Raw genomic sequence first — 14,784 nt, forward strand, 5'->3', positions numbered from 1 at the left:
GAACTCCTTCGGGTCAGACGCGGACGAGGAGGACGGAGAGGCCGTCGTCCACCGCGACGCGGTAGTGGCCGGTGGCGACGACGGCGGCGAGGGCCTGCCGGCTCCAGCCGGGCGTGCGGCCGTGGAGGACCACGCCCTCGGCGTCCATCGTCGGGAGGGAGAAGATCTCGGCGGGGTCCTCGACGAGGGCGCAACGCGCCGGGTCGTCGGAGATCTGGTCGCAGACGCGGGGCGTCTGGGTGACCTGACCGACCCGCGTGACGAGGGTCGGTGCGGTGCTCGAGAGCGGCAGGACCGTCGAGCCGGCGGGGGCGCCCGCCAGCACGGCCCGGGTGAAGGCGATCTCGGAGGGGCGGAGCGCGGTGTAGGCGTCGTTGCCGCCGCGGACCGTCACGCAGACGCACGCGAGCAGGGCGAGGCCCACCACGAGCACCGGAGCCGTGAGCGCGCGCCGCCGGCGGTACGCGGCCCGCAGCGCCTCGGCGCCGAGCACGGCCAGGAAGGGGGCGGCGTAGAGCAGCACCCGCAGGAGCACCTCGCCGCCGTAGCTCTGGACGAGGACGAGCCCGGCCGGCGCCAGCGCGACCGGCAGCCAGACGAGGTCACCGGTGCGGCGGCGCAGCAGCAGTGCCCCGAGACCGGCGAGGGCGACCGCGGCCCCTGCCAACGCGACCCGCGCGATCTTCACGGCGAGCTGGCCGGGGTCACCGACGAGCCGGTCGGCGAGGGCGACCGTCATCGAGCCGCCCGCGTTCCCGACGCCCCCGGTGGCCAGGGCGAGCTGGTTGAGCCAGAACTCCTGGCCGCCGAGGACCACCCAGGCGGCCACGGCGACGACGAGCGTGAGCAGCAGGCCGCGGCCGCCGTAGACCCGGCCGGCGACGACGAGCAGGCCGAGCTGCACGAGCAGGGCGAATGGGGTCAGCTGGTGGGAGACCGCGAGGGCGATCATGCAGAGCGCGATCACGCCCCACGCGGTGACGACGACGCCCGGGTCGGTCCGGCGCGGGTGGCGGGTCCGCCAGCCGCTGCCGGGCGTCCGGCGGGCAGCGAGCGGGCCGAGTACGAGGACCCAGACGACGCCGACGAGGACCATCGCGGTGGCCTGCGGGGAGAAGTAGTCCTGCTCGATCCAGTTCAGGCCGAGGAAGAGCCAGGTCGCCGCCCACGGGGCGCGGGTGCCGCCGAGCAGGCGCCGCGCGAGGACCAGGACCGCGAGCGACCAGACCAGCGCGACGACGGGCGGGGTCCAGCGCAGCACCCCGTCGAGGTCGGTGGGCCCGGCGCCGGCGGCGTCGGAGAGGAAGGCCCACTGGGAGAAGAACCCGGCCCAGCTGAACCGCGAGTCCACCCCGGTCGGGACCTGCCCACCGGCCGCGATGGCCTGGATGAACCCGAGGTGCAGCCATGCCACGGCCATGCGGGCGCCGGGCTCGACGACGGAGGCGACCCCGCTGGTGGCGAGCGCGAGGCCTGCGGTGAGGGCGGTGAGGACCCGGGGGCGTGCCGGTCCGAGGAGTTCGACGCCCGCGGCGAGGGCGACGAGGACGATCCCGGTCCAGGCGGTCGCGGGCAGCACCCCGGCGAGGCCGAGCCCGGTCATCGCGTCCTGGTCGACGCCCGACACCGCGAGCAGCCCGACCCCGAGGAGGGCGGCCACCGGGGCGACCACGGTGAGCGCGGCGCGCCCGCGACGCCGCGCCGCGGGGCGGGGCGTCGGGGCGGTCGGCGGCGACGGCGGTGCGGGCACCGGAGCCGGGTGCGGGTTCGGCAGCAGGAGACCGATCGGGGTGACGAGCGGCCGGGTGCGGGTCGCGGTGGCCATCACACGCTCCGGAGGCGGGAGGAGACGCCGGCGACCGCGTAGAGCAGTTCCCGACGTCGGCGGGCGAGGGGGGCGTGCACGCGTCCGGCGACGACGTCGCGGCGGCGCACGACGGGCCGGGACCGGCGGGCGATGTCGGCGGTGAAGGCCCGCTGGGCGCGGTAGTCGCGGCGGTGGGTGGCGGCGGAGGCGGCCTGCCCGCTCACCCGGAACCGGGCGACCGTCGCGGTCTGACCGAGGAAGCGGCCGTGCTCGAGCAGCCGCAGCCAGAGGTCGAGGTCGGCGAGCCCGGCGTCGTCGGGGTAGCCGCCGACGGCGTCGTAGGCGTCGCGGCGGAAGGTGGCCGCGGCGTCCGCGCCGATGGGGTTGGCTCCCGAGCGCACCACCCGGCGCACCACGGCGGGGCGGCTGTGGACGCCCGCGAGGCCGCGGAGGAAGCGGCCGCGCGCGAGGACCCGCCCGTGCTCGTCCACGAGGTGCTTGCGCCCGACGACGAGGGCGAGGCCGGGGTCGGCGTCGAACGCGGCGACGGCGGAGGCGAGGCAGCCGGGCTCGAGGAGGTCGTCGGCAGGGAGGATCTTGACGAGCGGGGCGTGCGAGAGGGCCACCACGCGTCGGAAGTTGGTGACCATGTCGACGGTCTCGTCGTGGCGCCACACCGTGAGGCGGGCGTCGTCGAAGCCGGCGAGGACGGCGGGGGTCTCGTCGGTGGAGGCGTTGTCGAGGACCACCACCTCGAGGCCGGCCACGTCCTGGTCGAGCACCGAGCGCAGGGTGGCCGCGAGGTGGCGCCCGCCCTGGTGAACGGGGATGCAGACGGCGACGCGGGCTCCGGTGCGGGGCCGACCGGTGACGAGGACGGGCGCCGCGGCGGCGAGGGGTTCGGTCACGGTGGTGGTCTCCTCGGGCTCCTGGGTCGGGCGGGGCAGCGGGGCGGGGTCGCGGCGGCGGCGCAGCAGGACCGCGCCGGCGGCGAGGACCTGCACGCCGACGAAGCCGACGGCGAAGGTGACGAGCGGATCGGCAGGGCCGGCCGGGACCAGGGCGACGACGGCCACGACCCCGACGGTCGTGGCGGTGGCGAGGCGGGCGAAGCGCAACCCGCGGCCGTGGGCCTGGTGCTCGGCGAGGCGGTGCACCACGAGCAGCCGCAGTCCCAGGCCGAGCAGCAGGATGCGCAGCACCCACGCCTCGGCGGTATAGGCGGGCCCGAACAGCGCCAGCACCGGCTCGGCGAGCAGGGCACCGAGGACCAGGGCCGGGCCGACGAGGACCAGCAGGCGGCGGCGGACGGCCCGGGAGAGCTCGTCGGCCCGCCCCGGCTCGCGGGCGACGCCGGCCGCGAGCGAGGCCGCGAAGTAGGTCGCCAGGACGTCGACGACCGTGACGGCCTGCCAGACCAGGAAGAAGCGACCGCCGACCTCCGGACCGAAGCGCAGGACCACGAGCAGCGGGACCTGGTTGAACAGCACCGAGGTCGCCACCTGCCCGAGGTAGGTCGGGCCGAGGAAGCCCGCGGCCTCACGCAGCGCCGGTAGCCGGCCGGGCGCGCGGCGCCGGCGGCGCGTCAGCACGACCGCCTGGAGCCCGACGAGGGCGACGCAGGCGAGCAGCGGGGCCACCCAGGACAGGACCACGATCTCGGTGGTCAGCGACGCCCCGGCCGCCAGCACGATGCCGAGACGCCCGACCGCGAACAGGAGTGTCCGCGTCGGGGCCCACCAGGGTCGGCCGAGGCCGACGAGGACGAAGTCCTGCTGCTGGAAGAGCGCGTAGAGCACGGCGGTGAGCACGAACAGGCCGACGCCGGCCGCGTTCGCCGTGGCGCTCGGGGCGGTGCCGGTGACGGCCCGGATGATGACCGCGGTGCCCGGGAGCAGGAGGTAGAGGGCGGCCACGGTGCCCGACAGCGCGGCGACCGCGCCGAGGGCGGTCACGAGGAGCCGCCGGGAGGAGCCGCCGGCGCCGGGCAACCAGCGCAGCAGCCCGATCCCGACGTTGAGCTCCGTCGCGCCGGCGATCAGGAGGAAGGCCGAGACGAAGGCGGTCGCGAGCCCGAGCTCGGCGGTGTCGAGAACGCGGGCGGCGAGGATCCAGCCGAGCATCCCGACCAGCGCCGAGCCACCGGAGGCCAGCGCCATCGCCAGGCCGTCGTGCAGCGACCCGTCCTTCCCGGCCCCGGTCATGCCGCGGCCCGCCGGGGCGGGCGCGGCCGCACGGCCTGGACCACGAGGACGGGCACCGAGACGACGACGAGCGCCAGCAGCGCCGCCACGGGGTGCCACGCGGTGGTCACCACCATGGCCTGCCCCACGACCAGGGCGAGCGCGACGCCCGCGCCCACCGCGACGACGGTCCGCTCGGCGAGGTCCCGGGGCCGCAGCAGGGCGGTCAGCGCCCAGCCCGGCCCCACGAGACCGAAAGCGATCGTCGCGACCAGCCGGACCGGGTGGACCAGGCCGGTCGGGATGGTCGTGTCGGCGAGCGCCGTCGCGGCGGCCAGCGCGCCGAGCACGGCGAGTCCCGCCGGGATCAGCCGCTCGCCGGTCACGACGCCACCTGCAGCAGGTGACCGTCGACCGCGGGCGTGGTCGACGGGGCGACCCGGGAGAGCCGGCCGCGGACGAAGCCGGTGCCGGCCGCGGCGAGTGCCACGGGGATGGCGGCGGCACCGACCAGACCGCGCACCGCGGACGCCCGGTCGCGCCGGCACACGGCGTTGCCGGTCTCCCGCAGCTCCCGGGCGACGGCGGCAGGCAGCACGTGCCGCGTGTATGCCTGCTCGCTCGCGAGCCCGGCGCGGGTGCCGCTGCGCCGGGTGACGACGGCCTTCGAGATGCCCTCCGCGTGGCAGCGACGCACGAGGTAGCGCCACCCGGTGCGGTCGGGCGAGACGTGGTGGTCGACCACCGCGTCGGGATCGAGCACGATCCGCGCGCCGGGGAACAGGCGCCGGAGCCGCAGGCACAGCTCGGTCTCCTCGCACCCGAGCGGGACGGTGCCCACCCGACCCATGTCCTCCCCGAACCCGCCGGTGGCGACGAGGACGTCCCGCCGGAACGCCATCGAGCAGCCCATGACGTTGCGGACCTCGACCGCACCCCCCGCGCCGGGGGTGCCTCGCCGTCCGGTCGGTCCGGTCTGACCGGGGAAGCTGCAGCCCACGACCCACCACAGCTCGGGCGGGAGCACCGCCGGGGCGCCCGCGGCGGCCCGCGGGTCGTCCGCCGACCAGCGCGGCGCGGCCGCGCCGCCCACGGCCGCCACCGCCGGGTCCTCGAACGGGGCGAGGATCCGCGCCAGCCAGTCCGGCCGGGCCGCGGCGTCGTCGTCGAGGAACGCGACGATCTCCGGCAGCCCGCCGACGGACTCGGCGAGCTCGTCGATCGCGGTGTTGCGCGCCCCGGAGAGCCCGCGCCGGCGACGGTTCTCCAGGACCTGCACGGGAGCGCCGAAGAACCCGCGCGCCCGGACGGCGAGCTCCGGGTTGTGGTCGACGACGAGCAGGACCTGGTCGGGCCGGTGGGTCTGGGCGGCCAGCGAGGCGATCGCGGCGCGGACGTCGTCCCACCGGCGTTCGGTGTAGGCGCACACGACGACGGCGCTGGTCGCGAGGGCGGCGCGGTCCGCGTGGTCCGACGGGGCCGGGGTGGTCATGGCAGCTCTCCTGCGGTTCTCGGGGGCCGTGGGCTCAGGCCGCGAGCGGACGGTCGGCGGTGGTCGGCCGAGTGGTCGGCCGAGTGGTCGGCTGAGTGGTCGGCTGAGCGGCCGGCTGAGCGGCCGGCTGAGCGGGTGACTCGGTGGGCGACTGCACGGCCGGCTGGGCCTCGACGGGCGCGGCCGACAGGTCGGGCACGATCGCGAGGGGGACGATCGCGGTGCGCGCGGCGGTGGCCATGACGGCGACGCGGCGGGCCGGGCGACGACGGGCGCGCGGGGCGCACTCGCGGCCGAGGGTGCGGAGCACGCGGAGGCCGTCGGCGAAGGTGCGCAGGTTGGACACGCCGTGGATGCGCTCGCGCTCGATGCTCGCGACCTCGGTGATCTCGAGGCCCGCGAGGGAGAAGCGGCAGGTCAACAACGTCTCGATCTCGAAGCCGTCGCCCCACACCATGCGGTCCGCCGGTCCCGCGAGGTCGAGCGCGGGGAGGTCGAGCACCTCCAGGACGTCCCGCCAGAAGGCGTTGTAGCCGTAGCAGAGGTCGCTGTACCGGGTGCGCAGCGCCAGGTTGGCCAGGCCGTTGAGGCCGGCGTTGCCGAGGTTGCGCAGCAGGGTGATGTCCTCGCTGCCGGCCTCGGCGTCGCCCACGCGGGCGAAGCGGGTGCCCTTCGCGACGTCGGCCCCGGCGACGAGCGCGGCCACGAACGCCGGGATCTCGTGGGGGTCGGCCGAGCCGTCCGCGTCGAACATGACGATCACGTCGCCCGTGGCCGCGGCGAACCCGCACGCCAACGCGTTCCCCTTGCCCCGCCGGGTCTGGGTGAGCACCACGGCGTCCGGCCGGAGCCGGCGGACGACCGCCACCGTGTCGTCGGTCGAGTGACCGTCCACGAGGACGATCTCCGCGTCGGCGGGCAGGTAGGGCAGGACGATCTCCAGGTTCCGCGCCTCGTTCCGCGCAGGAACGATGACGGAGAGTGTCGGGAGGGCGGGCCGCGGCATCGGGATCTCCTCAGGTCTCGAGAGGGCGACGTGGTGACGTTGCGTGTGATGGAGCGGGGCTTGCTCGGGAAGCGTTGCCCCGTTCGGAGTACATCATTAGCGCAAATGGTCCGTCGTACAAGCCTGAACTTACGGAAGGTGACGTCGATCAACCCCCGTACGGTCGTTAGAGGGGATCTCCTCGCTGACGGTCGGTCGCCGATGACGCTGCGTCGCCAGGACGCTGTGCAGGGGCGATCGGAGGCGGTCGCTAGACTCGGAGGCGATCCACTTCGGCGAGGGCCGGTCTCCGGCCGTGATCGACGCGGTGTGCATCCCGGCGCGAACCGCCGTGGTGCCCGGCGTCGCCCGCCGAGTCCGCACCACCGCAGGAGCACCAGCAGCCATGGCTGACGTCAAGATCGCCGCCGAGTCCCGCACCGAGTTCGGCAAGGGCGCCGCGCGCCGCACCCGCCGCGCGGGCCGGGTGCCCGCCGTCCTCTACGGGCGCGGCACCGACCCGGTCCACCTGAGCTTCGACACCGTCGAGTTCGCCGCCGTCATGCGTGAGAACGGCCGCAACGCCGTCCTCACCGTCACCGGCGTCGGCTCCGACCAGCTCGCCCTCACCAAGAGCGTCGTGCGTGACCCGATCAAGGGTTTCATCGAGCACGTCGACCTGGTGACCATCAAGCGGGGCGAGAAGGTCCAGGTCGACGTCCGCGTCGTCACCCTGGGCGAGGCGGCCGCGGGCACGCTGGTCTTCCAGAACGAGGACACGCTCTCGATCGAGGCCGACGCGCTGAACATCCCCGAGGAGATCACCGTGGTGATCGACGAGGCGGGGATCGGCACGCAGTTCCTCGCGGGCGAGATCCGGCTGCCCGACGGCGCCACCCTGCTCTCCGACCCCGAGCTCCTGGTCGTCAACGTCACCGAGGCGCCGACCGAGGACGAGATGGAGGAGGAGATCGACGCCGAGGGTGCGGGCGTCGAGGAGGACGCGCCCGAGGACGAGGCGGCCGAGGACTCCGAGTCCGGCTCCTCCCCGGAGGCCGCAGAGGGCGCCACCTCCGACGAGACCTCGGACGAGAGCTGATGACCGGCCCGACGACGGGCGCGGGTCCCGTGCTCGTCGCCGGGCTCGGCAACCCGGGGGCCGAGTACGAGGGCACCCGGCACAACGTGGGGTTCGCGGTCGCCGACGTGCTCGCCGGGCGCGTCGGCGGGCGGTTCTCCGCGCACCGGAAGTCCGGCGCGGACGTCGCCGAGGGGCGCCTCGCCGGCCGGAAGGCCGTGCTGGCCAAGCCCCGCGGCTACATGAACCTCTCCGGCGGCCCGGTGACGAACGCGCTGCGGTTCTTCTCCGTCCCGACCGAGGACCTGATCGTGGTCCACGACGACCTGGACCTCGACTTCGGTGTCGTCCGCCTGAAGCGCGGCGGCGGCGAGGGCGGGCACAACGGGCTGCGGTCGATCTCGAAGTCGCTGGGCACGAAGGACTACCTCCGGGTCCGCTTCGGGATCGGGCGCCCGCCGGGCCGCCAGGACCCGGCGGACTTCGTGCTCAAGCGGTGGTCGTCGACCGAGCGCAAGGAGCTGGACGTCTCCCTCGAGCTGGCCGCGGACGCCGTCGAGGCGCTGCTCACCGAGGGCCTGGAACCGGCGCAGAACCGCTTCCACTAGGGGCGCTTCGCGCTCGTGAGCAGAAAGTGGGGCTATGGCCCCACTTTCTGCTCACGAGCGCGGAGCGCACCCGTCGAAGAGCCGGAACCCGGAGGCGTACTCCAGCTCGCAGAACTCCGTGTCCGGCGCCGCCGCCGCGACGGCCTCGCGGATCGGTCCGACGTCGACCGCACCGGCGAACCCGGGCAGCCAGGCGTCGTGGTGGGAGAGCACCAGTCGCTGCGGCCGCAGCCAGCCCGCCTCCTCGGCCACGAACCCGGCGAGCGTCCCCTGCACCGGCTCGCCGTCGCGGTTGGCCCGCCCGGCGGCGGCGAGGATCGCGACGTCGGGTGACTCGCTCGCGAGCAGCCCGCTCCAGGCGCCCGCGGTGTCCTGGACGAGCAGCGAGCCCTCGGAGGTCTCGACGACGTAGACGAGCGCCCCGCCGTCGCCGCGTTCGCCCTGCGAGGCCGCCTGCAGGTGGGCCGCCACCTCCGGACCCAGGTCCGGCAGCCCGGCGAACATGGCACGGAGCTGCTCCTGGTGTTCCTGCCACGTGCCACCGGCCTCGCCGAGACACACCTGGTCGGCGTCCGGGAACGGCACCCGCGACCAGACGCAGGAGTGCAGGCCCGGCAGGACCCGGACGGTCGTCGCCGCGTCGAGACGGACCCGCTCGCCGCCGGAGACCGGCACCAGCTGCTCCTCGGGCACCCCCCACGCGGCCATCACCCGCACCGACTCGTAGGACCCGACGATCCGGGCGCCGGTCGCGGCGAGCCGCTCGGCGCCGTAGAGGTGGTCGAAGTGCGCGTGCCCGACGAGGATCCAGTCCTGCGGGCCCAGCTCGGCCCCGACCTCCGCGACGCCCACGCCGCTCTGCGCCGCCGTCGGCACCCGGTCGAGGTAGGCGTCGAGCATCACCGTGAGGCCCTCCGCGGTCCGCAGCCGGAAGGTGGCGCAGCCGTACCAGTCGAGCGTCGCGGTGGTCACCCGGGGGAACGTAGCGAGACGGGGACGGCCCGGCACCTCCACGACCGGTGGCCCGGTCAGCGCGACGGGGGCCGCGCGGACGTGCCGGCGAGCCGCGAACCCCACCGGTGTCGCCGGGCCGCCGCCGTCGCGGCATCGACGGAACGGCGGCAGCGCTCGGCCCGCCGTCGGCGCAGCTCCACGTCGCCCCGCAGCCGGTCGCTGCGCTCGCGGGCGCCGCGGGCCGCGTCGACGGCATCCTGGGCCCGTTCGTGCGCCCGTGCGGCGCCGTGCGGTGTCTCGCTGCCCACGGGTCACCTCTCGTCGTGGTCGGTCGTCGGTCGTCGGGCGTGCCGGCCACGGACCCGGGGGTGGACCGCAGTCAGCCGTGATCCCCCTTCCCGGCGTCGGGTCAAACCGCCACCGTGACGGCGCCGGACCGGGATCGTGACGGTCGGGCAGGCCTCAGTGCGGTGTGAGCACGCCGACGGGCGAGGCCGTGACGGGCAGCTCGATGACGACGAGGGCGCCCCCGGCGGGCCGGTTGGTGGCCCGGGCCGCGCCGCCGTGGGCGCGGGCGATGGTGTCGACGATCGACAGCCCGAGCCCGGACCCGCCGTCGGAGCGGGTGCGCGCTCCGTCGGCGCGGCGGAAGCGCTCGAAGGCGTGCGGGAGGAACTCGGCCGGGAACCCGGGCCCGTCGTCGGCCACGGACACGACGGCGAGGTCGCCCCGGGGGACCACCGAGAGGGTGACCACGGCGTGGTCCGGGGAGTGCCGCACGGCGTTGGCCAGCACGTTGTCCAGGGCCTGCCGCAGCCGGTCGGGATCCAGCGCCGCCTCCAGGGCCGGGGGCGCCTCGACGACGATGTCGACGTCGCGCCGGTCGCCGACGGCGGCCGCCGCCCGCGCGGCGTCCCGGGCGACGGACACGACGTCGGCGGGGCGGAGCCGGAGGAACGGCGTGTCGCCGTCGGCCCGGGCGAGGGTGAGGAGGTCCTCGGCGAGCCGGATCAGCCGGTCGGTCTCGACGGCGGCCGAGGCGACCGCCTCCACCAGCTCCGTGCGGTCCCGGCCCGGGCGTCCCGCCAGTTCCAGCTCGGCGCGCAGGGTCGCGAGCGGTGTCCGCAGTTCGTGCCCGGCGTCGGCGACGAACCCCCGCTCCCGCTCGAGCGCCTGCCGCTCCTGGGCCAGCGCGTGGCGCTGCTGGTCGAGCAGCGCGTTCAGGGTCACCGCCAGCGCCGCGATCTCGTCGCGCGTCGCCGGGACCGCGAGGTGGGTCCCGTCGTCGTGCGACGCGAGGTCGGCGCTCTGCCGCCGCATCCGCTCCACGGGCCGCAACGCCGCGCCCGAGAGCCACCAGGCCCCGAGGCCCGCGACGACGACCGCGACCGACCCGCCCACCACCAGCCCGGCGTCGACGTGCTCGTCGGCGGTGTCGGCGATCCCGGTGTCGGCCCCCACGACGAGGACCAGTCCCTGCTCGTCGGAGAGCACGGACGCGCGGTAGCGGGTCCGGTCGTCGTCCTCCCCCGTGGTGAACGCGTACGGCCCGGTCCCGTCGACCCGTCCGGCCAGCACCCGCCCGAGCGCGGCGGCGTCGAGGACGGGACGCCCCGCGAGGTCGGGGGTCGAGAGGACGACCCGGCCGTCGGTGGTCAGCACCTGCACCGGCGCGTCGGAGCGGTCGACGCGGAGCGCGGGGAGCCCGCCCGCGGCGAACTGCTGCTCGAAGGTCGTGGCGCGCCCCGTGAGCGCGACGTCGAGGGTGGCCTCCAGGCTCGTGCGCAGCTGCAGGACGAAGGCCAAGCCGACCACCGCGATGAGCGCCGCGGTCCCCAGCACGACGCCGAGCGCCAGGCGCACGCGCAACGGCACGGTCCTCCGCCCCCTCAGCCGGCGACGGGGTCGCCGGACGGTCCCGGGGCCCGGAGCCGGTACCCGGCACCCCGCACCGTCTCCAGCATCTCGCTGCCGTAGGGCTTGTCGATCTTGCGGCGCAGGTAGGAGACGTACTGGTCTATGACGTTGGAGACGCCGTCGTAGGCGAAGTCCCAGACGTGCTCCAGGATCGTCGTGCGGGAGAGCACCTGGTCGGGGTGGCGCAGGAAGAGCTCGAGCAGGGCGAACTCCTTCGTCGAGAGGGCGAGCTCGTCCTCCCCGCGCCAGGCCCGGCGGCTGGCCGGGTCGAGCCGCAGGTCACCCGCGGCCAGCACCGTCGGCCGGTCGGTGGCGCCGCGGCGGATGAGGGCGCGCAGCCGGGCGGCGAGCTCGCCGAAGCTGAAGGGCTTGGGCAGGTAGTCGTCGGCGCCGGCGTCCAGGCCGCGGATGCGGTCGTCCACCGCGTCGCGGGCGGTCAGCATGAGGATCGGGGCCCAGCGTCCCGACTCGCGCAGCCGTCGGCACACCTCGAAGCCGTCGGCGCCGGGGAGCATGACGTCGAGCACCACGGCGTCGTAGTCGACCTCGCGGCCCTGCCACAGGGCGTCCGGCCCGGTCGCGGCGACGTCGACGGCGTACCCGTCCTCCTCGAGGCCGCGGCGCAGCAGTGCCGCCATCCGCACCTCGTCCTCGACCACCAGCACCCTCACGGGCACGGACCCTAGGCGCCCACCGTGTACCCCGGGTGAGAACCGCTCCGGTCCGAGGCGGCGCGGCGCTGCCGCAGGACGTGCGCGACGAGGAGCGCGGAGGCCACGACGAGGACCACGCTGCCACCGCCCCACAGGAGCAGGCGCGACGGCTGGTCGACGACGCTCGTCGCCGCGTCGCCCAGCGCGACCACCCCCACCAGGACGTCCACCCCGATCGCCAGCCGCCCCTGCGTCCGGCGGGCGCCCGTCCGACGCGTCCAGCAACCCCGGGCCGCGGCACCGAGGAAGGCCGCACCCACGAGGAAGAGGATCACCGCGCCGGTCATGCGGGTCACGATGGCCCCCCGACCGTGTGTGGTCGATGAGTGCCGCCGTTCATGGTCCTCTCATCCGGTCCGGACGAGGCTCGCCACGTGATCGCCCCGTCGCGGAGCCGTGTCCGGCGGGACACCCCGGTCCCCGAGCATGCTGTGTCCTCGCACTGCTCCTGATCCACGACCTCCGGGAGGACACGACGATGACGGCACCCGCCCCCGTCCGGGCCACGACCTGGGAGCCGGCCGCGGGACACCTGCGCCCCGCGGTCGCCGCCACCGCACTCGCGGTCGCGGTGATCGCCGTGGCGGTGCTGTGGACCGGGGTCGTCACCGGCACGCTCCTCGCGGCGCTCGACCCCGGCGTGGACGCCTGGCTGGTGGCCGTGCGGCCGGAGCCGCTCGTGGTCGCCGCCCGGGTGGTCAGCGAGGTCGGCCAGCCCGCCGTCATGATCGCGATCATGCTGCTCGGCAGCCTCCTGGTCGCCCGCGCGGCACGGTCGTGGTGGCCGGCCGTCGCGGCCGTGCTCGCCGTGGCGCTGCTCTCCGCCCTCGACAACGGGGTCAAGGCGATCGTGGCCCGCCCCCGTCCCCCCCTGGTCTGGCACGCCATGCCCGCCCAGGGCCTGTCGTTCCCCTCGGGCCACTCGCTGTGGTCGGCCGGCGCCCTGCTGCTGCTCGTCCTGCTCGTCGACCCGCGCCACCGGCGGGTCTTCCTGACGACGGTGGTCCTCGCCGTCGTGATCGTGGTCGCGGTGGGGACGTCGCGGCTCGTCGTGGCCGTGCACTACCCGAGCGACGTCCTCGCCGGCTGGTGCCTGGCCGTGCTCGCGGACGGCCTCGCGCTCGCCGTCGTGCTGCGCGTCCGGCGCTCCTCCGCCCTCCCCTGAGCGAGCCCCTCCCCGGCGCCGGCCTCAGGCGCCGGCGTCAGATGTCGGCCTCAGGCGTCGGCCGACGAGGTGCGCCGCCCCGAAGCACGCCGCGACCACCCCACCGGCCGCCACGATGTCGCTCGGGCGGTGCCAGCTGACGATCATGACGGCGAGGGCGCTCGCCCCGACGGCGACCGCCCCGAGCGCGGCGGCCCGGGCGGGTCGTCGGGCCGACGCGACGAGCACGACGACGAAGGCCGCGATCGCGGTGACGTGTCCGCTCGGGAGGGTGTTGACGCCGCCCCCGGGGCGCGGCAGCGCGAGCTTGAGCAGCTGGGTGATCAGCTCGGGCACCACGACGAGGGCCACCACGCGCAGGGCCGTCGCCCGGTCGCCGCGTCGCAGCGCGCCCGTCGCGAGGACGACCAGGCCGATCACCACCACGAGCGGGGCGCCGTAGGCGATCAGGGCGTGGACCGGCCGCTCCACCGCGGCGCCCCACCGCTCCATGGCCCGCAGGACCCGCTCGTCGAGGCCCCGTCCCCGCCGGGAGACGACGCCCAGGAGGTAGGCGGCGACGACCGCGACGATCCCGCCCACGACGGACGCGCACGCGAGCGCGTCGTGTCGTCCCCGTCGCACGGGCAGGACCTCGTACTCGTTCGGCAGCCGCACGGGTCCATCGTCGCCCGCGCGGATGTGCCGACGATGAACCGGTCCGGAACGGCAGTACGGTCCCCCCAGACCGTCATCCCGCCAGGAGAGGACGCCGCCGGTGGCCGAGCCGTTCGTCGTCCGGGTCACCGACGCCGAGATCGCCGACCTGCGCGACCGGCTGCGGCGGACCCGGTGGCCCGAGCCGCAGACCGTCGACGACTGGTCCCAGGGCGTCCCGCCGGCCTACGCCCGGGAGCTGTGCCGCCACTGGGCCGAGGACTACGACTTCGGGTTCGCCGACCGCCTCAACGCCTTCCCGCAGTACCGCGACACCGTCGACGGGCTCGGGATCCACTTCCTGCACGTCCGCTCCCCCGAACCCGGTGCGTTCCCGCTGGTGCTCACCCACGGCTGGCCCGGCTCGGTGTGCGAGTTCCTCGACGTCCTCGGCCCGCTCACCGACCCCCGCGCCCACGGCGGCGACCCGGCCGACGCCTTCCACGTCGTCGCGCCCTCCCTGCCCGGCTACGGCTGGTCCGACAAGCCCACGACGACGGGCTGGGGCGTCCGACGGATCGCCCGCGCCTGGGACACGCTGATGGTCTCGCTGGGCTACGACCGCTACGGCGCCCAGGGCGGCGACTGGGGCTCGGAGGTGACCGCCACCCTGAGCGAGGTCGCGCCCGAGCGGGTCGCGGGCGTGCACCTGAACATGGGGAGGGTCCCGCTCGGCACCTTCGCCGACCCCACCCCCACCGAACAAGCCGCCCACGCCGCCGCCCGCGAGCACGCCCGCACCGGACGCGGCTACTCCGCAATCCAGATGACCCGACCGCAGACCGTCGGCTACGGCCTCACCGACTCCCCCGCCGGCCAGGCCACCTGGATCGCCGAGAAGTACCGGGCCTGGACCGACCACGACGGCGACCACGAGACCGCCGTCCCCCGGGAGGCCATCCTCGACGAGATCTCCGTCTACTGGTTCACCGCCTCCGCCACGTCCTCCGCGCGCCTGTACTGGGAGAGCTTCGCCGACGTCCGCGTGCCGGTCACCGCACCCTCCGGGCTGTCGGTCTACCCGCGCGACATCGTCCGCCCGTCGCGGCGCGAGGCCGAACAACGGTTCACCGACCTGCGCTGGTACGCCGAGCTGCCCCACGGCGGCCACTTCGCCGCCCTCGAACAGCCCGAATCCCTCGTCGAGCAGATCCGCGGCTTCTTCCGCCTCGTCCGCTGACCGGAT

General features: G+C 75.7%; 15 protein-coding genes. 4 read left to right on the forward strand and 11 right to left on the reverse strand.

Annotation, left to right across the window (positions count from 1 at the left end):
* Nucleotides 1-13: 13 nt before the first annotated feature.
* From A3CO_RS0121415 to A3CO_RS33630, 5 genes are read right to left on the reverse strand one after another with little or no spacing between them, the layout of a single operon-like run.
* Nucleotides 14-1,825: a hypothetical protein gene (locus A3CO_RS0121415; protein ID WP_018334297.1), complete on the reverse strand. Its 1,812-nt coding sequence runs from the start codon at nt 1,823-1,825 to the stop codon at nt 14-16.
* On the reverse strand, nt 1,825-4,011 hold the full coding sequence (locus tag A3CO_RS36180) for a glycosyltransferase (RefSeq protein ID WP_018334298.1): 2,187 nt from the start codon (nt 4,009-4,011) through the stop codon (nt 1,825-1,827). Before A3CO_RS36180 ends, A3CO_RS0121415 begins: the two co-directional genes overlap by 1 nt.
* The gene (locus A3CO_RS0121425; protein ID WP_018334299.1) at nt 4,008-4,376 is read right to left on the reverse strand and encodes a hypothetical protein; all 369 of its coding nucleotides are present in this window, start codon (nt 4,374-4,376) and stop codon (nt 4,008-4,010) included. The genes A3CO_RS36180 and A3CO_RS0121425 overlap by 4 nt, the downstream gene beginning before the upstream one ends.
* Complete coding sequence (locus A3CO_RS33625; RefSeq protein ID WP_018334300.1) at nt 4,373-5,482, reverse strand: glycosyltransferase family 2 protein; 1,110 nt, start codon at nt 5,480-5,482, stop codon at nt 4,373-4,375. Before A3CO_RS33625 ends, A3CO_RS0121425 begins: the two co-directional genes overlap by 4 nt.
* Nucleotides 5,483-5,516: 34 nt before the next feature.
* Complete coding sequence (locus tag A3CO_RS33630) at nt 5,517-6,488, reverse strand: glycosyltransferase family 2 protein (protein WP_018334301.1); 972 nt, start codon at nt 6,486-6,488, stop codon at nt 5,517-5,519.
* A gap of 385 nt (nt 6,489-6,873) precedes the next feature.
* On the opposite strand from A3CO_RS33630, the gene A3CO_RS0121440 reads away from it, so the two are divergent.
* Together A3CO_RS0121440 and pth are read left to right on the forward strand one after the other, a co-directional pair.
* On the forward strand, nt 6,874-7,566 hold the full coding sequence (locus A3CO_RS0121440; protein ID WP_018334302.1) for a 50S ribosomal protein L25/general stress protein Ctc: 693 nt from the start codon (nt 6,874-6,876) through the stop codon (nt 7,564-7,566).
* The gene (gene pth / locus A3CO_RS0121445; RefSeq protein ID WP_018334303.1) at nt 7,566-8,153 is read left to right on the forward strand and encodes an aminoacyl-tRNA hydrolase; all 588 of its coding nucleotides are present in this window, start codon (nt 7,566-7,568) and stop codon (nt 8,151-8,153) included. Before A3CO_RS0121440 ends, pth begins: the two co-directional genes overlap by 1 nt.
* Before the next feature lie 51 nt (nt 8,154-8,204).
* On the opposite strand, the gene A3CO_RS0121450 is transcribed toward pth, so the two are convergent.
* The 5 genes from A3CO_RS0121450 to A3CO_RS0121470 all read right to left on the reverse strand — a co-directional run bounded on the left by A3CO_RS0121450 (nt 8,205) and on the right by A3CO_RS0121470 (nt 12,024).
* Nucleotides 8,205-9,125, reverse strand: a complete 921-nt coding sequence (locus A3CO_RS0121450) for an MBL fold metallo-hydrolase (protein ID WP_157647756.1) — start codon at nt 9,123-9,125, stop codon at nt 8,205-8,207.
* 56 nt (nt 9,126-9,181) lie between these two features.
* Nucleotides 9,182-9,415: a hypothetical protein gene (locus A3CO_RS0121455; RefSeq protein ID WP_018334305.1), complete on the reverse strand. Its 234-nt coding sequence runs from the start codon at nt 9,413-9,415 to the stop codon at nt 9,182-9,184.
* A 154-nt stretch (nt 9,416-9,569) separates the two neighbouring features.
* Nucleotides 9,570-10,982 carry a sensor histidine kinase gene (locus A3CO_RS33635; protein WP_033414726.1) on the reverse strand — a complete coding sequence of 471 codons (1,413 nt, stop codon included), beginning with the start codon at nt 10,980-10,982 and terminating at the stop codon, nt 9,570-9,572.
* A gap of 14 nt (nt 10,983-10,996) precedes the next feature.
* Nucleotides 10,997-11,695 (reverse strand): response regulator transcription factor, encoded by a 699-nt coding sequence (locus A3CO_RS0121465; protein ID WP_026204845.1) that lies wholly within the window; start codon nt 11,693-11,695, stop codon nt 10,997-10,999.
* Nucleotides 11,696-11,706: 11 nt separating this feature from the next.
* Nucleotides 11,707-12,024, reverse strand: a complete 318-nt coding sequence (locus A3CO_RS0121470; protein WP_157647757.1) for a hypothetical protein — start codon at nt 12,022-12,024, stop codon at nt 11,707-11,709.
* Between the two features lie 191 nt (nt 12,025-12,215).
* Between A3CO_RS0121470 and A3CO_RS36185 the strand changes: the two genes are divergently transcribed.
* On the forward strand, nt 12,216-12,902 hold the full coding sequence (locus tag A3CO_RS36185) for a phosphatase PAP2 family protein (protein WP_018334309.1): 687 nt from the start codon (nt 12,216-12,218) through the stop codon (nt 12,900-12,902).
* Nucleotides 12,903-12,926: 24 nt separating this feature from the next.
* Here the strand turns inward: A3CO_RS36185 and A3CO_RS36190 are convergent, their stop codons facing one another.
* On the reverse strand, nt 12,927-13,559 hold the full coding sequence (locus A3CO_RS36190) for a hypothetical protein (protein WP_018334310.1): 633 nt from the start codon (nt 13,557-13,559) through the stop codon (nt 12,927-12,929).
* 100 nt (nt 13,560-13,659) lie between these two features.
* Here A3CO_RS36190 and A3CO_RS0121485 point away from each other — a divergent pair, with 100 nt between their 5' ends.
* On the forward strand, nt 13,660-14,778 hold the full coding sequence (locus tag A3CO_RS0121485) for an epoxide hydrolase family protein (protein WP_018334311.1): 1,119 nt from the start codon (nt 13,660-13,662) through the stop codon (nt 14,776-14,778).
* Nucleotides 14,779-14,784 lie beyond the last annotated feature (6 nt).

Origin of the sequence: Actinomycetospora chiangmaiensis DSM 45062, from assembly GCF_000379625.1 — a bacterium.
In the GTDB taxonomy this organism is placed as follows: Bacteria; Actinomycetota; Actinomycetes; order Mycobacteriales; family Pseudonocardiaceae; genus Actinomycetospora; species Actinomycetospora chiangmaiensis.